Origin of the sequence: Halomonas sp. NO4 (genome assembly GCF_010994375.1) — a bacterium.
Lineage (GTDB): Bacteria > Pseudomonadota > Gammaproteobacteria > Pseudomonadales > Halomonadaceae > Halomonas.
The window spans coordinates 235,809-254,155 of sequence record NZ_WHMA01000002.1 but is presented as its reverse complement, the minus strand read 5'-3'; the positions used below and the strand labels follow the sequence as shown (position 1 = coordinate 254,155).

Genomic DNA, 18,347 nt, shown 5'->3' with positions numbered 1-18,347 from the left:
ATTAAATCTCCGCGACCACGATCAGGAAGTCGACTTCCTTGGTGCGGGTGGTGGTATGGATCAGCGGCGAGAACTGGTAGGACTTGCCGCTTTCGCCACCCTTGATCCACAGCTCGACCTTGTCGGTGGAGATGCTGTCGCCCGTCAGCTCGATGCCGTCCGGGGCTGTCACCTCGACGCTCGTCACCTCGTCGCCGTCTTCCAGCCACTCCGACAGGTCGACGCGATAGTCCAGGTGGTCGTTGGGCTGCTTGCGAAAGACTTTCATCCGCTATCTCCCGACAGGGGCTGATTCATTCAATGGCCGTGATCGACGCGCCGTGGATCACTGGCCAGGGTCACCGTGCGGTGCTGGTACGCCACGGCCAGGTCCCGGTCCTGGGGCGCCAGGTGCAGGGTGCGGTTCTCGGCCAGCAGGTGGATGGTACGGTCCTCGGGGGTGGGACCCAGCGGCGCCCTGGCCTGCATGGCGCTCAGGGCGCTCACCACGACAGCGGCGCCCTGGAGGACATGCGGGACCTTAACCTCGATCCCCTGGATGACGTTCGCCCCGTCCAGGCGGTGGGTCTGGCCGACCGCGCCCACCACGGACGCCGTGCCCTGAACGGCCGACGCCGCCACCAGGCCGTGCGTCTGCGTGACCGACCCGACTGACGATGTCACCTCTTGTGCCGCCGGCAATGCCGACAGGACGTGCCGCTGTGAGGCCGCGCCGGTCGAGGCTGCCGTGCCCTGGGTCGTGGCGTTGGCCGCCAGCTGGTGGACGTGCTCGATGGCCCCGGTCGAGGTCGTCGCCGCCTGGGTGACGGATGCCCCGGTCAAGGGGTGCGTCTGGATCACCGCGCCCGCGGCCGAGGTCGCGCTCAGGGTGGCGTCAGCCCCGTCGATCAGGTGCGTCTGGTCGACGGCACCGGAAGCCGAGTTCGCCGCCTGGACGACGTCCTCGCCTTGGGCTGAGGCCGTCTGGTCAACCGATCCGGTGGAGGTAGATGTGCCTTGCGTGGCATCCGCCCCGGCCAGGAGGTGGTCCTGCACCACGGCACCGGAGGCCGAGAGCGCGTCCTGCGTGGCACCAGCCGCTGCAATGTCATGGACCTGCTCGACCGCGTCGGCCGCGGACGTGGCGGCCTGGGTGGCGTCGGCCGCCGTCAGCTCGTGGGTTTGGCCAACGGCCCCGGTCGCGGCGGTGACGGCCTGTGTGGCGCTGCTGGCGGCGAGGTCGTGCTGGGTATCGACGGCCCCGACCGATGCCACGGTGGCCTGGATGGCATCCACGCCGCCCAGGACATGGACGGACTCCACGGCCCCGGTGGCGCTGGTCGCCTCGACGGTGACCGACGCCCCCGATGTTTCATGCGTCTGAGTGACGGACCCGCCAGCAGCGGATGCCTCCTGGGTGACATTCGCGCCCGCGAGGTCGTGATCGGTTACCGTCCCCGACTCTTCTTCCTCACGGAATAGGAGCAAGCTCATGCCACTTCACCGTCAGTAAGAGAGGATTTTGTCGCGGCGGTCCTGGGTTAGCAGCCCCACTTGCACGAGGTAATCCATTCCCTCCACAACATCGGGATCAGCGAGATTTACCGAGACAGCAAGGTTCAGCATTTCCTTGAAATCACCCACGACATCATCGGTGTTGGTTTCTTTCCGAATATTGATTCGTTCGTCGCGGGTAAATCTTTTCAGAAACTCGACCCTGGATAGCGTAGGGGCGCGTTGCGCGGGCGGCGTCCAACTCCCATCGCTTCCTTTTACCCACCCGACCCCATAGGGCTTACCAGTGATGTCTTCTCCGTCGGGGAATTGATCCAGAGAACCCATGACGGTATTTATAACTCGACCCTGTGAATCAAAAAGCGCGATCTTAGCCATCATTCACTCCACATTAGGATCACCAGGCCTTGTCCACCATCGCCGCCACCGCCGTCGTTGGTGGAGGAACCGCCGCCAGCACCCGTTCCACCATCGCTGGCTCTGACGCCTGCGTCACCGCTTCCGTCGCCTCCTTTACCATGCCCATCGGGGCCGAAACCAAAACCACCACCGCCGCCATTTGCATCGCCTCCTTCAGCGCCTGGCGATGCCCACCAGCTTGCCGATAATTCCCTTGACATGGACCATGGGCCGGAAATATTGTCCATATCATAAGGCTTCTCCGAATCAAAGGGCGGAGTCTTTCCGCCTGGAGCTACAACCAAAAGCTCGTTTGCGCTATTCTCGATCCTAGAGTCTCCCCCATCAGCCCCGTAATTCGAACCGCCCGATGCGCCTCCAGCACCACCAGCTCCTATCGTAACCGTCAGGTCGGAGTTCGCGGGGATCAAGCCATGCATAACAGCTCCACCCCCGCCTCCATAGGAATAATCAGTGCCGGTCTCGTTTTCACCGCCGGCTCCCCCTCCGACGGCCCAAAAATAAACCCACTCGACACCAGCGGGCCGTGTCCACGTTCCGCTCGAAGTGAATACCTGTGATTTCTGGGTCATAACGACTTCCTATTAGGTCGGCTGGGTGACGGTGTAGGTGAGCTGCGGGAAGTTCACCGGGTTGCCGCTGGTGATGGACTGCCCGCTCGTCTCCTCGGTCACCCACAGCACCTCGGAGGCGGTGTCGTCCAGAAAGGCGATATGGGAGGCCGTGCCGGAGTCGTTGGCCGACGAGTCGCTCTTGCCGGACGCGGTGGTCAGCACCCGGTCATCGCCGGAGCTGGAGAAGGTGAAGTCGCCGGACGCCATCGATGCCTCGGCCAGGATGTTGCTGGTGACGGTCGAGTAGCTGTCCCCGAAGGTGTAGGAACTGATCAGCACCTGCCGCTCGCAGTTGGCCTGGATATGGGCAGGGCCATTGTCGAGGACGTTGTCGGATGCAAACTTCGCCATGACGGTTACCTCACGGTAAGCGGTGGATTAGATAAAGCGCCGCGCCTTGACGCGCCGCGTGCCCCGGGCATGGCCCAGCTGGGCGTGTTGCTTGGCTTCGGTGATGGCGGCCTGGAAGCGGCGCTGATAGAGTGTCGCCAGGTCGGCGTTCTGCCAGGGTTGAGGGAGCAGGAACAGGCGCGAGCGTGCCCCGTCACACAGCGCTTCGTAATAGCGCTCCATGACCGACTCGGGCGGCGTCTTGCCCGGCTGCGGGCGCACCGCCAGCTCGCCGTAGAGCAGGCTGTCGGAAGGGTCGATCTCGAAGGCCACCGTCGACGGCGTGGGCTGGGTGAAGTGGACGCCCAGTTCGTAGGTGAAGTCGTCGTCGGTCTTCAGCTCGCGGATACGCAGCGCCTCGGCCCCGGCGGGCACGATCACCTCGGGATAGTCGGTGTCCGCCCCGGCCACGATGGGGCCGTCACGCTCGACCCAGACGTCCGCCTCGGTGCAGAGGCGACGCCCCGCCCAGCGCAGCATGTCGCGGATCGTCATGAGTGGCGCGTCGGGAACCTCCATCACCACGTTGTCGACCAGCTCGTCCAGGGTTGCCATGGCTTACCCCTGCTGCGGCGGCCGGCGGCCGTAGTGGCTGTCCTGCAGGTCGGGCGAGTTGGGCGAGGTGCGGCGATCCACCTGAACCTTCTGGCCCAGCGAGTTCATGTACGCCTCGAGGTGCATCTGCGCCCGCTGAAGGTTGGCCGCGTGATCGGCGTCCTTGCTGTACGCCCGGTACAGGATGTAATCAGTGATCGCCGGCACGTAGCTGTCGTTGAGCTTGATGGTGTCTGACTCGATGGCCGACAGCCCGCCCGAGGCGTCGTGCGCCGAGGGCACCGACGAATAGATGATCTCGATTTCCGCTCCGGTAGCGGCCGGGGGATAGACGTAGAAGTGGGTCGGGTCTTGGTCGTCGAAGACGAACTGCTCGATGTTGACGCTCTCGTCATCGGCGTGCCAGCTGCGGCGGGTGGTGTCCAGGGCGCGCCGCGAGGTCACGAGAATGCCCAACTTGTCGCTGTCGGTGGCGGTGTTGCGCACCACGTCGATGAGGCGCAGCCCGTCGTCGGGGATGGACTGCTTGGTCCCCGGGTCTAGGGTGATGGTCTCGTTGACCGAGGACGCATCGGGCTTGAGCTGCACGATGGCCTGGTACGCCTCGTTGAGCCAGCCGATCAATTCCTCGTTGGTCCAGCGCGTACCCGCCGAGGTGACCTCCTGCAGGACCAGCTTGGCATTGTCGATGACGGTTCCCACCGTGGTGACTGCCATGGGTTCCTCCTAGCGAGGTGTCACACCTCTTTCATGTCCTTGCGCTTGGCCAGGCGTGCGGAATAAGTGAAGACGCGGCCGGTCGTGGTGTTCTTGAGGTAGCGGCCCTTCTTGCCGTCCTTCTTGCCGTCCTTCGCGGCCTTGCCCTGCCCAGCCAGGTGGTGGGTATCGCCACTCGCCTTCTCGGTGGGCTCCTGCGCCTTCTCGGCAGCGGCGAGTACGTCGGCGCGCAGGGTTTCGAGCCCCTTGCGCTTGTCCAGCTCGACGCCCAGTTCCTCGGCCAAGGGGGCGAGCGCTTCCTTGTTGCCGGCCTGTTTGATTTGCTCGATCTGGTCTGCCATTGGTGTTCCTCCTACGAAAAGACGCCGCCCCGGAGGGCGGCGCCGTCAGGATGCCGAGCCTTAGCCGCGCTCGGCGTAGAGGTGGCCCATGGCATCGGAGTCGATGACCTCGAAGCCAAAGACGTTGAGGCCACGCACCAACTGCCCGAAGTCGTCCGGGTTGGGCAGACGCTCCATGTTGGTCATCTGCGAGGCGAAGGTCAGGGCCTTCTTGTGCCCGAAGATGATGTTGGTGCATTGGTTGCCGGTGGTGCCGTCGGTCACCGTGTCCATGTTGTTGTTGATGTACACCGTGAACCGATCCAGGGTGCCGGCCTTGCCGTTGCGGAACACGGAGGTGCTGTCGCCCATGATCGACGCATCGCGCAGATCGGACTTCTTGAGCATCCCGTTCATCCACGCGGGCAGGATGAACCAGCGGTCGGTGTCCGGCACGTTCTGCTCGTCGAGTACCGAGCCACAATCCACGATGGTGTCGAGGATGTTGGACTTGGTGATCGCCACCGGGTCGTCGGGCGCGCCCAGGTCATACGACCCGGAAATGGTGCCCGCCGAGGTGCCAGCGTTGTCGGACGCCACGCTGCCGTAAACATCGGCGAGGATGTCCACGTCAATGGCAATCTTCATCTTCTGACCGGCATCGTCGGACCAGTCGTCCATCAGCTTGATGTCGGACTGATAGGCGTCCACGTCGTTGACTTCAAAGGCGAAGTACTTGGCGTGGTCGATATTCAGCTCGACCTTGTCGCTGGTCGGCTTCTCGTAGCTCAGCCCACCACCGATCTCGTAGTCGTTGATGGTGATGGACGGGGTGGTGCGGATTTCCACCGTGTCGCCCTTGTTCTTGATCTCCCCCTCGTAATAGGTGTTTGAGACCTCGGCGAACGCGGTGGACGCGTACAACTTCTCAATGAGCTTGCCGGACCATACCTGCGGAATAAACCCCGAGCTTGACGTGCTCGAATAGTCAGGATGGCCGGAGTCGCGAGTCGGACCTGCCATGACTCATACCTCCGTTTATCGCCTCACGGCGAGAATCGAAAACGCCCGGCCAGGGTCAGGGTTGCACCCGGCCTTCTTTCTGGGCGGCGAAAATGTCGGCTTCCAGGCGCTGGGCTTCATCGGCGCTGTAGCGCCCCTCGCGCTTGTCGCGGTAGAACTGGTTGATCCCCGCGCCGGTCCACACATTGCCCCCGCCGGCAGGCGGGGTGTCGGTGGAACGTGAGCGGGGCGGCTCCAGCTCTTCCTCGGGCACGCGAGTCGAGCGCTCAGCGCCCTGCCCGGCCTGGTTCAGATAGAGCTGAAAGATGTCAATGACCGTCTTGGCGTCCAGGGCCTTCTGTGCCTCGTCGAGCAGCTGCTGACGCTGCCTGCCCGACTGCGGATCGACCTGGGCGAGGTACTGGAGGAATCCGGGGTCGGCGTTGACCTCACGAAAGTTGGGCACCGCCCACTGCAGATCGCGCCAGAACCCGGCTTTTGCATGGTCGAGCTTCTCCTGCTTGAGGCTCTCGACTTCACTACGCAGCTCCGAGACGTCGTCGCTTTCTGCCTGTGACGGTGCGGCCTTCTGCGCGATCATGCGCTCCACGAAGTCCACCAAGTCCTCGCCGAAGTCCTCGCGGAACTGTGCCAACTTCTCGTCGCTCAGATCGCCGGCCTGGCCGGTCGAGCCCTGCTGCGATTCCAGTTCCTTGATCCGCTCGGCCTTGGCCTCGTTATCCCGCTTGAGGTCGGCTACCTCCTTCTGCAGCGCCGGCACCTCGGCGTTGTACTTGCCTTCGATCACCTTGAAGCGGTGCTGCCAGTACAACGCGTCCTTGTCGGGCTCTTGCTTGGCCTGCTCCTGGCTTTTCTGGCCACCCTTCGGTGATTCGGTGTCGGCGGATTGCCCGGCGGTGTCTCCCTCGGGCGGGGGCACAGTGTCGTCCTGATCCTTCGGCGGGTTTCGCTCGCCCTCGTGAGTCGAGGTCTCTTCCTCGGGGTTCACGGGCTTCTCGAAGTGCTCATTGGAACGGTTGACTTGCTCCTGCACGCTCCTGGGCAGTGACATTTCCTACTCCTACGGCGCCTCACGGCGCGGTCTGTGAGCCGGCATTGGCCGGGGTTCACGATTCGGGTAGCGGTTTCGGGCTGCAGTCCCGAGCGTCCACCCACGACAAAGCCGCCCGGGGCGAACCACGAGCGGCTTTGCGGTGGGCCGGGCGGTGCCCGGCTCAGGTGAATCGGCGGTGCATGACCTCGGAGGCCTGCTCGATTTCCTCGATCAACTCAGCGAACAGGGCGGCGCGGCCCTGGTGCCATGCCACGTCCTCCACCGGGCATGACTCCAGCGAGTCCCGTACCTCGGCCCGGCGCTCCCGAAGTAGCTCCAGCAGCACCTTGCCCTGCGGGGCCTCGCGTATCCGGGCCAGGGCCTTCCATTTGCGTTCCTCGTCCATCGGTGTCTCCCCTCACCTCGGCGATGAGCTTGGCGATCTCGGCGAGCAGCTTCTGCGCCTCCAGGGGCGCCATCTGCTGGTCGATCTGGGTATCGGCCTGGGTCTCTACCGCTTCCGCCTGGGTCTTCTGCGCCTTGGCCTGGCGCTCGGCGGCCTCGGCCTGGCCCTTGGCCTGCTCGATCTGCTGCTGCACCTGCTCCAGTTTCTGGCGCTGCTGGTCCTGCTGGGCGAGGTCTTCCTTGGTGGGCACCAGGCCAGGCATGTCGAGCTGCGCGGCGATGCTGTCGAGCAGCTTGCGGCGTGCCTCGCGGCCCAGGATGCTCATGTCGTAGTCGTTGGCCGTGAACTGCAGGAACTCCTGGCGCATCTGGCCAAGCTGGTCGCGGATCAGCATGGCGCTGGAGCCACGCGGCACGACGGCCACGTCGCCCTTGATGGCCTGGTTGTCGCTGTGCTGCATGTTGTGCAGCCACAGGGCCTCGATGACACGACGGATCACGCCCCGGTCGATGTGGCGCACCGCATCCTTGATGCCCTTGTTGGCGCTCTCCATGAGCATCGACAGGCCCGAGGCGGTCTGCCCGGCGCCGCCCACGTCCTCGTTGCCATAGGCATAACGCGGGATATTGGTGGCGTCGTCGGCCTTGATCTCGAAGCTCTCGTAGACCTGCAGCAGCTCGCCGGCATTGGAGGTCGGCTGGTAGAACTGCAGAGCGCGATTGTTGCCCGTTACCCGGCCATCCTTGGTCCGCCAGATTTTCCAGGGATAGATGTCGCTGGGGTCTTCGGTGGGGCTCAGGCGGTCCTCGTAGACCTCCACCTGGGGTCCGCTGGAAATGGCCAGGTTGTTGACGAGGTTGCGTGCCGTGGCGTTGCACACGTCCTGAATGTCGGCCATCAGCTCGGGGATGGCCTGGCCCCAGAAGCTGCCCGGCACCGGCTGGAATGAGGCCTTGTGGTAGGGGCGGCGCTCCAAGGGATCGCGGTTGATACGCACCCGCACTACGTGCTCGCCGACCAGAATGGCCTCGACCTCGTACTCGGCCAGCGGGTCGTCCACCTCGTCGGGGTTCATGCCCCACTGCAGCAGGGTCACACCCTGTGCGCTGCCCCAGTAGATGAGCCCGTCGATGGTGTCGCCCGGGTTCATCCACTCGTGCTCGCGGCCTTCCAGCTCCTGGCGTTCGCCATCGAGCCATAGCCAGTCGCGCAGCCCGCCCTGGCCGTAGTCGTGGAGCACCCGACGCACCGCCTCGTCGTCGAAGCCGGCCACGCCGAGCATCTGCACGAAGTCGCGGCGCCGGAAGCGGCAGCGCTCGATGAGGAACGCCCCGTCGTCGATGTCGGTGGCATCGGGGCTGGGGTAGACGTCGAACGGGCTGATGCGCTCGAACTCGGGGCGAATCGTCTCGCTCTTGACCGGCTGCCAGCCCTCCAGCCATTCGAGGGTCGGCACGCGGCGCAGGATGGGCGCGCGCAGGAACGCTGCCGGGAAGGTCACGAAGTCGTCGATGAACGCCTCGAACGCCTCGTCGAATCCGCCTTCCATCAGCTGGTCGGCGATCACGTCCTCGTGGCGCTCGGCGGCTTCCTCGGCGCGCTCCTGAGCGGCCTGGCGAAGCTGCTCGCGGGCCTTCTCCTTGAGCGCTTCCATGTCGACCGGCTGACCCTGTTGCTGGGCGGCCATGGCCTGCTGCTGAATCTGCTGCGCGAGCGGCGCCAGGTAGGCGTCAGGGACGTCCGAGACCGGGGTCGGGTCCAACCCCCAGGGTCGGTCGTTGGGCGGCTGCAGGATGTCTCTCAGCCACGCGGCGGCGGCCCGGCACTTGGTGGCGGTCAGCATCATGTAGATGGCGCTGCCGCCTTCCTTCTGGATGGCCTGGAGCTTTTGCGGGTCGTACTCGCCCTTGCGGCGGCGCAGGCAGTCCAGCAGGCGATCCTCGACCTCCTGCTTGGCCCAGCGGGCGGCCTCCCAGCTGCGGCGAATATGCGCGGCCAGGGAGGACTCCATCAGCTCCTTGCGGCGCTCTTCCTCGGCCCGGAGTTGTTCGGCCTGCTCGTCGGCGCGAAGGTCCGACGCCGACCGATACTGCAGCATCCCCAGCTCAGCCATCGCCGCTGCCCTCCGTCAGCGCCTTGTAGAAGGCGTTGTTGAGTTCCCGCTTCTCCTGGCGAAGGCGGAGTACGTTACGGCGCATCGGCCCCAGGTGGGCGAATAAGTCGCGGGTATAGCCCGCCGGGTCTGTCAGGAAGTCGACCACCTTGACCTTGAGGTCGATGCCCATGCCGCCGTCGACCTCGAACTGCAGGCGCACCACCGGGTGGGGCTTGGTGACCTTTTCCTCGGCGATGCAGTTGTCGATCTGCACGTGGCCCACGTCAGGGCGAAAGCGGCGGCTCTTGATCGGGATGTCAGCCTCGGCCAGCTGCTCGGCCAGGGCACGGCCGATGGTCCGCATGACGTCCTCCAGCTGGTCGACGCTGCGCACGTTGGCCAGCCGCGCGGCGGTACGGAACGCGCGGTGCTTGTCGGCGTTGAGTGACTGCATGCTGTCTCCCGACAGGGTTCAGGTGTGGGCGGCCCAGCCGCCTCGCTCGCGGGCGGGCCTCGGCGTGGGCAGGCCGGTGCGCTCGAACAGGCCTGACCGGGCCAGGGTCTCCAGGGCCTTGGCCCCGTGGGATGCCCAGTCATGGCGGGGCTTCTCCTTGTAGCACCCGCGCTTCTCGTCCCACTCCTTGCGGTAGTTGTCGAGCGCCTTGATGCCGTCATGGCAGGCTTCCTCGGCGATCCAGCACATGGGCAGGAAATTGCGCACGGCCTGGACGCCCTCGGCCTGGTTGCTGACCGCCGGCACCGTCTCGAAGCGAATGCCGTATTGCCTGGCCACGTCGCTGCGGCTCTGCCCGGTGCCCAGCTCGCGCACCTCGATGTCGTGCGGGGCGAAGTGGCCGCCGTAGCGGTAGCCGCGCTGGTTGAGCAGGTCGGCGTAGTATTCGATGCCCTCGCCGCTGTCTTCGAGGTAGTCGACGAGGTGGACCTCGCGGCCGACAACCTGGCAGAACCAGATGGCCATGGTGTCGTTCATGCCCAAGTCCCAGGCGGTGTAGACCGGGAGCGTGGGGTTGACCTCGACGTGGGCGCCGATCCGGCCGTGCTTGCGCAGGTAGCGCATTTGCGTGCCGTAGTAGGCGCCCTCGACCGACTGCGCGAACGCCTCGTCCGGGGTGGACGGGTACTCGCGCATCATGTCGTCCTGCAGGGTCTCGTACTTCTTGGCGTACCACGCCTGCTGGGCGGCGTCGGTCTTGATGCCGTGCTTGTGCTCCAGTTCCTCGAAGTATTCACGGAGTCGCTGCGGAACCACCACGCCCTCGGGATCGAGGCGGTATTCCGGCTCGGCCCACCAGGGGAAGAAGTGGAACTGCCAGTCCATCGGCCCCAACGGACGCCCCAGGTCTTGCATCTGCCGGGCCAGCTCGCAGTAGTCGTAGAAGTAGCCTTCCCGCCCCTCGGCTGTACTCTCCAGGGTGATCGGATTGCCCAAGCCGACTGCCTCGAAGGCGCCGGTGACGATCTCCTTGGCCTTCGTGGGGAACTCGCGGCAGATTTTGCCGAACTCCGAGACGTGCAGCCGCTGGAGCGTGCCGCCCCGGTAGCTCGTGCTCACCGTGATCTGGCTGCCGTTGTCGAAATGAAACGCCCCCGACTTGTCGCTGCGCGCCTTGGGAATGCGGATGCCAAGCTCGCGTAAGATGCGATGCCAGGCCGGCGCAATGCGCCGGTAGGCGAAGGCGATCTTGTTGTCGAAGATGTCCCGCGCGTCATCGAGCTTGTGGCAGATGCACCCCGCCGAATAGTTGTCGATAAACAGGCAGTCATCGAGTGCATCAAGCATTTCAAAGGTGGTGTTATGGGAGACGAAACCCTCGGCGATGTAGGTGCCAGTGCTGGTTTGCAGGTCAACCATTTCCTGCTCGCCCAGCTTCTCAATGGCCGTCACCGTGGCCCAGCCAACGCCACCATTGCGCTTACCCGGCAGCTCCTTGCCTTCCCAGAAGCGGCGCCCCACGAATCGCGAGGGTCGCGTCTGCCCGACCAGGCGGAACATCTCATCCATGCGGCTGATGCACAGCTTATGGACGGGAACGCTGCCGTGCTTGCTGTCCCGCTCGTGGGTATCTGCCTCGGTGCGGTAGTGATAGCCACGCTCGTGCAGATAATGCTCCAGGCGCGCCAAGGCCGGACCTTCAACCTGGGCAACATTGACCTCGGCGCCAGAACTTCCCGGCAGGGCCATCGACCCCTCGCCATCGAGCATCCCGCCGAACCATCCGTCAGCGTAGTCGCCTCCATCCCACGGCTTGGCGACCCAGCGCACCTGGGTTCCCACCTCGATCTTGCCGACCACCTGATTGCCCTCGCCGGACAGGCTGCGCCACTTGGCATCCGTGGCCACTTTGCGCGTCAGCCAGGGGTGCTTGTCGGTGCAGACCACCTCGCGCCCATCGTCCAGGGTTATGCGGTACGCCTGGCGGGTGACCCGGCCGACCCGCTCCACCGTGGCCGTGCGCATCTTGCGCGCCTTACCCTTGCCGCCGGGGGTGTGCTCGTCTACCGCGATGATTGCCTGGCCTGGCTGTAGGTCGGCGATGGCCACCCAGCGCAGGTTGGCAGTCAGCACGCGCGTGGAAGGATCGACACAAAACCCGAGCTGCCTGGCCTTGAGGATCAGGTCACGGGTGTGCCCATCGAGGTAGCGCTGCCGCTGCGCGCCATTGGGGCGAAATTGCTGGATGACGCCGTACTTGTCCTTGATGTGGTACAGGGCGCCCAGGCGAAACCATTTCAGGCTCAGGGCTTCCAGCAGGTCCGCCGGGTCGGTGAGTCGGCCGGCGTCGAGCGCGTCGAGAAACACATCGGCGCGCTGTACCTCGCTGGCCCGGTCAGTCACCCTTGGCGACCTCCTGCATCAGCTCGTCGAACGTCTTGAGGTCGTCGTCGCTGTCGCTCTCGTCCAGGCCATAGGACTGGCGTTCCAGCTTCACCACCCGATCCAGGGCCTGGGTGCCGTAGCTCATGCACTTGCCGACGTAGTCCAGCTCGACGTCGACGTCGACCTCGTTGCCCTCGCGGTCGAGGACGGTGCGCGTGCTGGACGCCATCTGCTGGCCGAGCAGCGCCGTGTACTCTTCGAGGCGCTCGCGCCAGGCCGACAGCATCTTGCGATGGCCCTTGACCACGGCGGCGTTCTCGGTGGCGGCGTGCTCGACAATGGCCTCGTCGTCGGGCTCGTCCAGGGCCTCCTGGGCCTCGGGCGGCAGCGTGGCGCGGCTGACCTTCTCGCGAGTGCGCTGGCGCACCTCGTCGGTCAAGTCCTTGGTCCACTCCTGCTGGCGGGCCTTCTTGCTGATCGCCTGACGGGTCGGGCCGTGGCGGCGCGACAGCTCGAACAGCGTGAAACGCCCGGTGCGGTAGTCTTGTTTGATCGCCTCCCAGTCGTATTGATCGCGGTTGGCCATAGGGATTACGCGGCCCTCGCGGGCCGCGCCTCCTGAATAAGGGCCGGGCGTCTCACGACGAGCCGGCAGGTGCGGGTGGTGCCTCACGGCATGGCCCTACCCCCCAACGGAGGGGGGTCGATCAGATGCAGCGGTAGCCGCTACACCGTCGCCACGGTCTTGCCGTTGGCGTTCATGACCCAGGCGCGATCACCGTCGTACAGATACGCGATGGCCAAGCCGTAGCAGAGGATCGTTTGCGGGCTCACATAAGGCAGCTCGGGGCATTGGCGCTCCATCCTCTTCTGGTGCTCTTTCTCCAGAGTCAGGGAGTGCGCCGTGAACTCGTGATCTCCTTCGCGGAGAATCGTCACTTGGCTATCCGTTGAGATGATCTGCTGGCCTTCGCCCTGGCGTTGAATCTTGATGGTGAACATGACGCTTCCTCTTGCTGCTGCTTCGATGCCCTCGCGGGCGGTTACTCGTCTTCCTGAGTTTCAGCGCATCCATGAAGGAGCCCGACGTCTGGCCCAGTTGGCGAGCATGGTGGTTGTAGAGCGGGGGACGTCTCCCGACGTGCCCCTACCCCAGGCGCGGGGATTCGGTTGCCAGCGGCATGGGTTGGGCGCCCCGGTCCTCACCGGAGAGGCCGTCAGAACCGGCTCGCGGAACGCCCGCCGATGCCGCCGGCAGTGGATCAGGCGCAGGGGTCGCTGCCGGCCAGGTTGAGCAGCGCCAAGGCGTCCTCGTCCAGGGTGATGTCGGCGGTATGGTCGGCGCCGATGCCCACCACCGCTTCCTGGTGCGGCGATGCAAAGATGCGATGATACGGGGTCGGCTGCAGCCGGTTACGGCTCAGCAGCTCCCGCAGCAGCTCGATGTCGGTGTACTCGCTCAGTGCCATGTCAGCCTCGATGCTGGGGTCGTTGGGTGTAGCCCTTCTGGCGTTGCGCGTTGATCGCGCGGCGCTCGGCCTCGGTCATCCCGACACCACCAGGGCAGCCAGGCGGATCACGATGTAGGCAGCGACGGACGTGGCGCCACCGAACAGCACGCCCACGACAGCGCCGACCGCGTAGTCGCGGCCCCGGCTGAAGGTCGGGTCGGTGGACGCCACCACGCCGCACAGCGCGGTCCACACCAGGCAGACCGCCGGAAGCCAGGTCGTCATTCAGCCTCCCTCGAAGGGCCGGTCGGGGCCGGCGTCACGGCAGAAGAAACCGAAGCCCAGCCAGGCCAGGCAACGAATCGGCACGATGCGGTCGAACCGCTCGCCAGTGTCCACGTCCACCAGGCGCACCATGTCGATCACCGTGCCGGTGTCGTCGATGGTGACGGCGCAGTCCTCGGTAACGAAGCGGGGCACAATCTCGGTGAGCCACAGCGGCATTAGACGTGCTCCTTGATGCGCACGGCGACGCTGGTCACCAGGGCGGCACCGATGCTGAGCATTTCCGGGGTGACGCTGACGCCGAACCCCTGCTCAAGCAGCGTGGGCAGGGCCACAGCCAGGGCATAGCCGGCACCTTCGGCGTTGTTGCGGCTGCCTTCGATCACCTTCTTGACGCGTGTCTTGTCGGTCGTCTCGCTCATGCTCACCTCAAGCGTGGCTCCGCGCCCATCCCACGATGTTCGGCGCCCAGTAGAAGAGCGCCGGGCGTCTGAAGACACCGGAGTGGCCTCGGGCGGGGAATTCCTCGATGTCGGTGTCCCAGTTGGTGACGTTGGCCTGGCCCCGGGTAAAGCCATGCCGGCCGGCGGCGCCCCACCCGTGGATGTCGCGGAAGGGGTTGGCGACGCTGGCAAAGCGGCCCCACATGCGGCCCAGACTCACCGCCCAGTCGGCCTGGTTGTAGAGGCACAGGACCGGGATGTCGTCGGGCCAGAGCGTGTCGCGGCGCAGGGCCGGCTGGATGCAGATGACCGCCGATGGCTTGACGCCAGCCTCGATCAACTCCCAGGCGATGAGGCAGCCATTGGAGTGGCCGACCAGCACGTCGCCGTCATGGACATGCGGGCGGATCGCCTGGGTGGCGGTCTCGTTGCGCCACCGCACGCGCAGGAAGCCCACCCAGCCGTAGCTGTGCAGGATGGCGTCGTGCCCGGATTCCTCGAAGTAGGGGGTCAGGCTGCCCACACTGCCCTTGCCACCGTCCGAAACGTTGATTCCGTGGTTCAGGTGGGCTCGCACGGGATCACTCCTTTTCCTGGGCCTCCAGTCGCTCCTGCGCCTCCTTCTGGTCTTGCTTGGCGGCCTCTACATCGACCTCGTCCAGGGCCTCGACCTCTCGGTCGTCGACCAGCTCTAGGATGTCGGTGCAGGCGCCACGGTCCGGGATGGTGACCTTCAGTGCCTCGAGAGCGGCCAGGGCATAGGCGCGTTGCCGAGGGTCGGCGTTGGCGCAGTATTGCGCCTGAAGGGTGTCGACGGTGCCCACCACGTCACCGGGCTGGTAACCGTCGTCCAGGGGTGTCTCGACGTCATTCGTTGCGCAACCAGCCAGGATGACACCCAGACCGGCAACCAAGATCAGGCGGCGCATGTCAGCCTCCCGTTGAGAGAAGGAAGTCGATGAGACCCTTGCCCAGGACGGTGACGATGGCGCCCAGGAGCACGAGCCCCACGGCGCCGAGGTTCGACCAGCGTCCGTCGCTACGGGTATCGGCGTTCTGCGTGGCTTTCTCGACCACGGCCTGGTTGACCTCGACGGTGCGCAGGCGGTGGTCGTGCGACTCCAGCTGCGAGCGGTGCGACTCGATCTCGGCAGCCTGGCTGTCCTGGCGTTGTTCCATTCGTGCGAGCCTCTCAAGCACCTGGCCCAGCTTCTTGTCGACGTGCTGCAGCGACCCTTCCATCCGGTCGAGCTGGACCGCCAGCTGTGCGTAGCCGGGGGTACAGTTCTCCTTGCTCGGTCGGCGGTCATCCATGCTTTGCCACCTGCTCGTACCAGTGCCAATCCTCGTCATCCAGGCGCCCTTTGGCCTGGCGATACTCGTGCAGCAATTCCGCTAGGTCTCGCTCGTGCTGGCCGTAGCCGGCGCCCGGTAGGGACGCCCAGATATTGGCGACATTGTCGATACTCCGGCGGATTCGCCCCGCCTTGACGTGCCCCATCGCGCCCTGCTCTTCGAGCTGGCGGATGGCGTACATGTCCTGATAGACGGGGGAGAAGTCCTTGAGCCCGAGCAGACCCTGGTAGTGCTTCCAGAAGCGGTAGAGAATCTGGTAGCGACCGGCGGCCGTGGATAGCAGCCCTTGGCGGTATTCGATGGCGGCGTCCGGCCCGGCCAGCGGGTGGTCGTCGTAGCTCTTGAAAATGGCCATGTCGTTGGGCGTCGATCCCACGAGCACGTCATAGCCGTCGTCGCTGGCATCGAGCATGGCGCGGCCGATTTCGGCCCAGGCAATCATGTCGAGGAAGGCGCAGACGTTATGCCCGCCTGCGTCCTGGGGGCGAATGCTGGGCATGGCGACCTCCGGTGCCTCGCGGCAGGGGAGCGGAAACGACAACGCCCCGCCGGGGAGGCGAGGCGCTGCATGTAAGACCCGCCGATTTATGCGTGCCGTCGAACGGGCATTCCCATTCCCTGGCAGAGGCGTGGCGGGTATGTTGAGCGAGGCCGTCTTTGTAGGGCGCGGCCATTCCCTACCTGCCGCCTGGAGGCAACAGGCGCGACACTCGCAAAAACGCCCCGACGAGGACGTCAGGGCGCATTACCGGATCGTGGGGTTACGGTACATGATTCGGCGTCAGGTTATCAACCCCCAGGTCAATGCCTGACGTCGGGCGAAATGACAAGCTGCTCCAGGGCGATCTGGACCGGGTAGCGTGGCGTCCGCTCGCCCCTCTCCAGCATCTGGATGTAGCGCTCCGATAGTCCCAGGCGCTCGGCCAACTCGGCGTTGCTAACGCCTAGCGAAGCCTTGGCTCGGGTAATCAGGGTCGGAACGCTCTCCGGGGTGTATTGCGTTCGCGCGTCAATCATCGCCGGGCCTCATATTCGATGACGTAGCCGATAACGGGATAACCTGCGGCGCGAGCGGCCTTCTCGGCGTCGAAGCGCGCTTCCAAAAACGAAATACTGTCCGAGTCGTGGATGAACTCGCTGTCGACGTCGAGCCGCTTGCGTCGCACCGCCAGGCGAACTCGGGTGCCCCGGGGAGGCTGACCGACCCGATGCGTGCGCTGTGACTTGGCTCGCTCGGGGTCGAGAAACGCCTTGATATGGCGCAGGGCGTTCCGCTCGAAGGCGTCCAGCTCCTGGGCGTTGTCGTGATCGTCGATCATGCGTCCCTCCAGAGAATGCTTGACACCCCACAGGTTATGCGAACCTCGTTCGGCTGTAACCTGTTGAGTGGTTATAAAGATTGAGCCTTGCGAACTGTCCAACTCTCACCGCCTCGCTCCAGGGTGACCTTGCCCTGCCCTTCCAGGCGCTTCAGCAGCTCCCCGTCGACGGTGATGCCGGTCTTGTCGCGCAGGCTGTCCAGGCTCTTGAGAAGCAGCCTGACGCCGGTCGTGGTGGCTTCGTACTTGATCATGATTGACTCCTGTGGACTGGGCGCCATCCGTGGCGCGGGCCTCATTCCTGACTGCTGACGACGTACTGCGCCCTGATCGCCTGGGCGAGCCGGCCGTAGGTGGGATAACGATTGCCCTGCTGGGCCGTATCCAGGGCGTTGAGAAGCGCCATCGGCACATGCTCGCGGGTGTAGTCGCTCCAGTTGCGGTAGCCGGGCGGCGCCTCATAGCCGTCCTTATACCCCTGGAATCCATGCGCCCGGGCGAAGTCGCCCACGGCGCAGTTCTCCCAGCTGGTGTGGCATATGGGGCGATCCTCGGGCTGCGCCAGGCACCATTCGAGGAACATGACCTTCAGCGGCTCGGTGACTTGCTCGGTGTCGAAATTGTAGGTCGTCATGGTGTGCCTCCGTGGGCGCCGTCCTTGGCGCTTGAGTGGGTTACGCCAGGGCCTCCTCCAGGCTCTCGGCCAGGGTCCACAGCGCCCGGTTGAGCTTCACGTCGCTGTCGATGCCGGTGACGGCACGGGTACGGCGGCGTGTGCCCTTGCGGGTGCGGCCGGTCAGCCCGCCCTTGGTCAGGTTTTCCTGCACCCGGTTGAAGGTGCTCCAGAGGTTGTTGCCCCGATCCTCGTTGCGGCGCGGCAGCAGCACCTGGCTGGGGGTCAGCGGGATGTGCGCCTCGTCCTGGCCCCCAAATCGGTACTCCAGGGCTGCCTTGGCGTAGGCCTCCTGGGCCTCCTGGGGCAGCTCCAGGGCGCGCATGGCCTCGCTGTGGGCGTCGACCCGCTCGAAGTGATCCACCACGTCATAGGCGCCCTCGATCACGTCATCCACGACGTTGCCCTTGTGGCGCACCCGGACGTCGGCGTCGGTGTCGCCGAAGATCAGGCCGTTGTGGCAGACGAAGCGGAAGCGTCCGGCGATCATCTGGTAGCTGCTGGAGCCGTCGTGGCTGTTCAGCAGGATGATCTCGTTCACCTCACGCCCAGCCAGGGCGGATTCCTGACGCAGCCGCAGCATGTGCTTGGTGAACTCCACCTTGTCGCTCTTGCGGACCCGCGTCTGGCAGGCGAAGAACGGCTGGAACCCCTCGCTGCGCAGACCATCCAGCACCTCGATGGTGGGAATCTGGGTGTAGCGCTGGCTGCGGCTGTGGTGCGCCTCGTGGGCGAAGATCGACGGCGCGGCGCGCTCGATCTCGGCGTTGGTGAGGGGGCGGTCTTCCTGCGCGGCGGAAATGCGACCGAACTTGGATGCCAACATGGTTTGTCCTCCTGCTCCCGTGTGTTGCACCCCTCAAGGTAGGGAACCCAGTTCCCACCTGTCAAGTATAGACCTTTGCATCGTCTGG

General features: G+C 65.2%; 28 protein-coding genes. All 28 read right to left on the bottom strand.

Annotation, left to right across the window (positions count from 1 at the left end; all coding sequences use genetic code 11):
• Position 1: 1 nt before the first annotated feature.
• The 28 genes from FEF15_RS02905 to FEF15_RS02770 all read right to left on the bottom strand — a co-directional run bounded on the left by FEF15_RS02905 (position 2) and on the right by FEF15_RS02770 (position 18,259).
• Positions 2–268 (bottom strand): hypothetical protein, encoded by a 267-nt coding sequence (locus FEF15_RS02905; protein ID WP_163557587.1) that lies wholly within the window; start codon positions 266–268, stop codon positions 2–4.
• 29 nt (positions 269–297) lie between these two features.
• Positions 298–1,473, bottom strand: coding sequence for a hypothetical protein (locus tag FEF15_RS02900; protein WP_163557332.1), 1,176 nt, complete (start codon positions 1,471–1,473; stop codon positions 298–300).
• Positions 1,474–1,485: 12 nt separating this feature from the next.
• Positions 1,486–1,872, bottom strand: a complete 387-nt coding sequence (locus FEF15_RS02895; protein WP_163557586.1) for a hypothetical protein — start codon at positions 1,870–1,872, stop codon at positions 1,486–1,488.
• Between the two features lie 19 nt (positions 1,873–1,891).
• Positions 1,892–2,053, bottom strand: a complete 162-nt coding sequence (locus FEF15_RS02890) for a hypothetical protein (protein ID WP_163557585.1) — start codon at positions 2,051–2,053, stop codon at positions 1,892–1,894.
• A gap of 445 nt (positions 2,054–2,498) precedes the next feature.
• A complete protein-coding gene (locus FEF15_RS02885; RefSeq protein WP_163557584.1) occupies positions 2,499–2,879 on the bottom strand; it encodes a hypothetical protein in 381 nt (126 codons plus the stop codon).
• Between the two features lie 27 nt (positions 2,880–2,906).
• Complete coding sequence (locus FEF15_RS02880; RefSeq protein WP_163557583.1) at positions 2,907–3,473, bottom strand: hypothetical protein; 567 nt, start codon at positions 3,471–3,473, stop codon at positions 2,907–2,909.
• Positions 3,474–3,476: 3 nt separating this feature from the next.
• The gene (locus FEF15_RS02875; protein ID WP_163557582.1) at positions 3,477–4,190 is read right to left on the bottom strand and encodes a DUF6682 family protein; all 714 of its coding nucleotides are present in this window, start codon (positions 4,188–4,190) and stop codon (positions 3,477–3,479) included.
• A 20-nt stretch (positions 4,191–4,210) separates the two neighbouring features.
• Positions 4,211–4,531, bottom strand: a complete 321-nt coding sequence (locus tag FEF15_RS02870; protein WP_163557581.1) for a hypothetical protein — start codon at positions 4,529–4,531, stop codon at positions 4,211–4,213.
• Positions 4,532–4,591: 60 nt separating this feature from the next.
• Positions 4,592–5,434, bottom strand: coding sequence for a hypothetical protein (locus FEF15_RS02865; RefSeq protein WP_240454048.1), 843 nt, complete (start codon positions 5,432–5,434; stop codon positions 4,592–4,594).
• 154 nt (positions 5,435–5,588) lie between these two features.
• Positions 5,589–6,584, bottom strand: a complete 996-nt coding sequence (locus FEF15_RS02860) for a hypothetical protein (RefSeq protein WP_163557579.1) — start codon at positions 6,582–6,584, stop codon at positions 5,589–5,591.
• A 218-nt stretch (positions 6,585–6,802) separates the two neighbouring features.
• On the bottom strand, positions 6,803–9,085 hold the full coding sequence (locus FEF15_RS02855; protein WP_163557578.1) for a hypothetical protein: 2,283 nt from the start codon (positions 9,083–9,085) through the stop codon (positions 6,803–6,805).
• Positions 9,078–9,521, bottom strand: coding sequence for a hypothetical protein (locus tag FEF15_RS02850; RefSeq protein ID WP_163557577.1), 444 nt, complete (start codon positions 9,519–9,521; stop codon positions 9,078–9,080). Before FEF15_RS02850 ends, FEF15_RS02855 begins: the two co-directional genes overlap by 8 nt.
• A gap of 18 nt (positions 9,522–9,539) precedes the next feature.
• A complete protein-coding gene (locus FEF15_RS19215) occupies positions 9,540–11,924 on the bottom strand; it encodes a hypothetical protein (RefSeq protein WP_205598460.1) in 2,385 nt (794 codons plus the stop codon).
• Complete coding sequence (locus FEF15_RS02840; protein ID WP_163557576.1) at positions 11,917–12,492, bottom strand: hypothetical protein; 576 nt, start codon at positions 12,490–12,492, stop codon at positions 11,917–11,919. Before FEF15_RS02840 ends, FEF15_RS19215 begins: the two co-directional genes overlap by 8 nt.
• Before the next feature lie 140 nt (positions 12,493–12,632).
• The gene (locus tag FEF15_RS02835; protein WP_163557575.1) at positions 12,633–12,908 is read right to left on the bottom strand and encodes a hypothetical protein; all 276 of its coding nucleotides are present in this window, start codon (positions 12,906–12,908) and stop codon (positions 12,633–12,635) included.
• Between the two features lie 260 nt (positions 12,909–13,168).
• Positions 13,169–13,375: a hypothetical protein gene (locus FEF15_RS02830; RefSeq protein WP_163557574.1), complete on the bottom strand. Its 207-nt coding sequence runs from the start codon at positions 13,373–13,375 to the stop codon at positions 13,169–13,171.
• Between the two features lie 75 nt (positions 13,376–13,450).
• Positions 13,451–13,642: a hypothetical protein gene (locus FEF15_RS02825; protein WP_163557573.1), complete on the bottom strand. Its 192-nt coding sequence runs from the start codon at positions 13,640–13,642 to the stop codon at positions 13,451–13,453.
• Positions 13,643–13,861 (bottom strand): hypothetical protein, encoded by a 219-nt coding sequence (locus FEF15_RS02820; RefSeq protein ID WP_163557572.1) that lies wholly within the window; start codon positions 13,859–13,861, stop codon positions 13,643–13,645.
• Positions 13,861–14,064 carry a hypothetical protein gene (locus FEF15_RS02815; RefSeq protein WP_163557571.1) on the bottom strand — a complete coding sequence of 68 codons (204 nt, stop codon included), beginning with the start codon at positions 14,062–14,064 and terminating at the stop codon, positions 13,861–13,863. The genes FEF15_RS02820 and FEF15_RS02815 overlap by 1 nt, the downstream gene beginning before the upstream one ends.
• Positions 14,065–14,071: 7 nt before the next feature.
• On the bottom strand, positions 14,072–14,662 hold the full coding sequence (locus FEF15_RS02810; RefSeq protein WP_163557570.1) for a hypothetical protein: 591 nt from the start codon (positions 14,660–14,662) through the stop codon (positions 14,072–14,074).
• A 4-nt stretch (positions 14,663–14,666) separates the two neighbouring features.
• Positions 14,667–15,014 carry a hypothetical protein gene (locus tag FEF15_RS02805; RefSeq protein ID WP_163557569.1) on the bottom strand — a complete coding sequence of 116 codons (348 nt, stop codon included), beginning with the start codon at positions 15,012–15,014 and terminating at the stop codon, positions 14,667–14,669.
• Between the two features lies 1 nt (position 15,015).
• The gene (locus FEF15_RS02800; protein WP_163557568.1) at positions 15,016–15,399 is read right to left on the bottom strand and encodes a hypothetical protein; all 384 of its coding nucleotides are present in this window, start codon (positions 15,397–15,399) and stop codon (positions 15,016–15,018) included.
• The gene (locus FEF15_RS02795) at positions 15,392–15,940 is read right to left on the bottom strand and encodes a glycoside hydrolase family 104 protein (RefSeq protein WP_163557567.1); all 549 of its coding nucleotides are present in this window, start codon (positions 15,938–15,940) and stop codon (positions 15,392–15,394) included. Before FEF15_RS02795 ends, FEF15_RS02800 begins: the two co-directional genes overlap by 8 nt.
• A gap of 302 nt (positions 15,941–16,242) precedes the next feature.
• A complete protein-coding gene (locus FEF15_RS02790) occupies positions 16,243–16,458 on the bottom strand; it encodes a helix-turn-helix transcriptional regulator (protein WP_163557566.1) in 216 nt (71 codons plus the stop codon).
• The gene (locus tag FEF15_RS02785) at positions 16,455–16,760 is read right to left on the bottom strand and encodes a hypothetical protein (RefSeq protein ID WP_163557565.1); all 306 of its coding nucleotides are present in this window, start codon (positions 16,758–16,760) and stop codon (positions 16,455–16,457) included. Before FEF15_RS02785 ends, FEF15_RS02790 begins: the two co-directional genes overlap by 4 nt.
• 71 nt (positions 16,761–16,831) lie before the next feature.
• A complete protein-coding gene (locus FEF15_RS02780) occupies positions 16,832–17,014 on the bottom strand; it encodes a hypothetical protein (protein WP_163557564.1) in 183 nt (60 codons plus the stop codon).
• Positions 17,015–17,055: 41 nt separating this feature from the next.
• A complete protein-coding gene (locus FEF15_RS02775; RefSeq protein WP_163557563.1) occupies positions 17,056–17,394 on the bottom strand; it encodes a hypothetical protein in 339 nt (112 codons plus the stop codon).
• Positions 17,395–17,434: 40 nt separating this feature from the next.
• Positions 17,435–18,259, bottom strand: a complete 825-nt coding sequence (locus FEF15_RS02770; RefSeq protein ID WP_163557562.1) for a DUF932 domain-containing protein — start codon at positions 18,257–18,259, stop codon at positions 17,435–17,437.
• Between the last annotated feature and the right edge of the window lie 88 nt (positions 18,260–18,347).

Excerpts from the sequence above, each read along its gene's own strand:
- FEF15_RS02785 (WP_163557565.1), bottom strand. The coding sequence starts at position 16,760 with ATGATCGACGATCACGACAACGCCCAGGAGCTGGACGCCTTCGAGCGG.
- FEF15_RS02870 (WP_163557581.1), bottom strand. The coding sequence starts at position 4,531 with ATGGCAGACCAGATCGAGCAAATCAAACAGGCCGGCAACAAGGAAGCG.
- FEF15_RS02830 (WP_163557574.1), bottom strand. The coding sequence starts at position 13,375 with ATGGCACTGAGCGAGTACACCGACATCGAGCTGCTGCGGGAGCTGCTG.
- FEF15_RS02795 (WP_163557567.1), bottom strand. The coding sequence starts at position 15,940 with ATGCCCAGCATTCGCCCCCAGGACGCAGGCGGGCATAACGTCTGCGCC.
- FEF15_RS02855 (WP_163557578.1), bottom strand. The coding sequence starts at position 9,085 with ATGGCTGAGCTGGGGATGCTGCAGTATCGGTCGGCGTCGGACCTTCGC.
- FEF15_RS02905 (WP_163557587.1), bottom strand. The coding sequence starts at position 268 with ATGAAAGTCTTTCGCAAGCAGCCCAACGACCACCTGGACTATCGCGTC.
- FEF15_RS02895 (WP_163557586.1), bottom strand. The coding sequence starts at position 1,872 with ATGGCTAAGATCGCGCTTTTTGATTCACAGGGTCGAGTTATAAATACC.
- FEF15_RS02775 (WP_163557563.1), bottom strand. The coding sequence starts at position 17,394 with ATGACGACCTACAATTTCGACACCGAGCAAGTCACCGAGCCGCTGAAG.
- FEF15_RS02825 (WP_163557573.1), bottom strand. The coding sequence starts at position 13,642 with ATGACGACCTGGCTTCCGGCGGTCTGCCTGGTGTGGACCGCGCTGTGC.
- FEF15_RS02770 (WP_163557562.1), bottom strand. The coding sequence starts at position 18,259 with ATGTTGGCATCCAAGTTCGGTCGCATTTCCGCCGCGCAGGAAGACCGC.
- FEF15_RS02780 (WP_163557564.1), bottom strand. The coding sequence starts at position 17,014 with ATGATCAAGTACGAAGCCACCACGACCGGCGTCAGGCTGCTTCTCAAG.
- FEF15_RS02815 (WP_163557571.1), bottom strand. The coding sequence starts at position 14,064 with ATGAGCGAGACGACCGACAAGACACGCGTCAAGAAGGTGATCGAAGGC.
- FEF15_RS02835 (WP_163557575.1), bottom strand. The coding sequence starts at position 12,908 with ATGTTCACCATCAAGATTCAACGCCAGGGCGAAGGCCAGCAGATCATC.
- FEF15_RS02805 (WP_163557569.1), bottom strand. The coding sequence starts at position 15,014 with ATGCGCCGCCTGATCTTGGTTGCCGGTCTGGGTGTCATCCTGGCTGGT.
- FEF15_RS02790 (WP_163557566.1), bottom strand. The coding sequence starts at position 16,458 with ATGATTGACGCGCGAACGCAATACACCCCGGAGAGCGTTCCGACCCTG.
- FEF15_RS02875 (WP_163557582.1), bottom strand. The coding sequence starts at position 4,190 with ATGGCAGTCACCACGGTGGGAACCGTCATCGACAATGCCAAGCTGGTC.
- FEF15_RS02900 (WP_163557332.1), bottom strand. The coding sequence starts at position 1,473 with ATGAGCTTGCTCCTATTCCGTGAGGAAGAAGAGTCGGGGACGGTAACC.
- FEF15_RS02800 (WP_163557568.1), bottom strand. The coding sequence starts at position 15,399 with ATGGATGACCGCCGACCGAGCAAGGAGAACTGTACCCCCGGCTACGCA.
- FEF15_RS02860 (WP_163557579.1), bottom strand. The coding sequence starts at position 6,584 with ATGTCACTGCCCAGGAGCGTGCAGGAGCAAGTCAACCGTTCCAATGAG.
- FEF15_RS02850 (WP_163557577.1), bottom strand. The coding sequence starts at position 9,521 with ATGCAGTCACTCAACGCCGACAAGCACCGCGCGTTCCGTACCGCCGCG.
- FEF15_RS02840 (WP_163557576.1), bottom strand. The coding sequence starts at position 12,492 with ATGGCCAACCGCGATCAATACGACTGGGAGGCGATCAAACAAGACTAC.
- FEF15_RS02880 (WP_163557583.1), bottom strand. The coding sequence starts at position 3,473 with ATGGCAACCCTGGACGAGCTGGTCGACAACGTGGTGATGGAGGTTCCC.
- FEF15_RS02890 (WP_163557585.1), bottom strand. The coding sequence starts at position 2,053 with ATGGCGGCGGTGGTGGTTTTGGTTTCGGCCCCGATGGGCATGGTAAAG.
- FEF15_RS02885 (WP_163557584.1), bottom strand. The coding sequence starts at position 2,879 with ATGGCGAAGTTTGCATCCGACAACGTCCTCGACAATGGCCCTGCCCAT.
- FEF15_RS02820 (WP_163557572.1), bottom strand. The coding sequence starts at position 13,861 with ATGCCGCTGTGGCTCACCGAGATTGTGCCCCGCTTCGTTACCGAGGAC.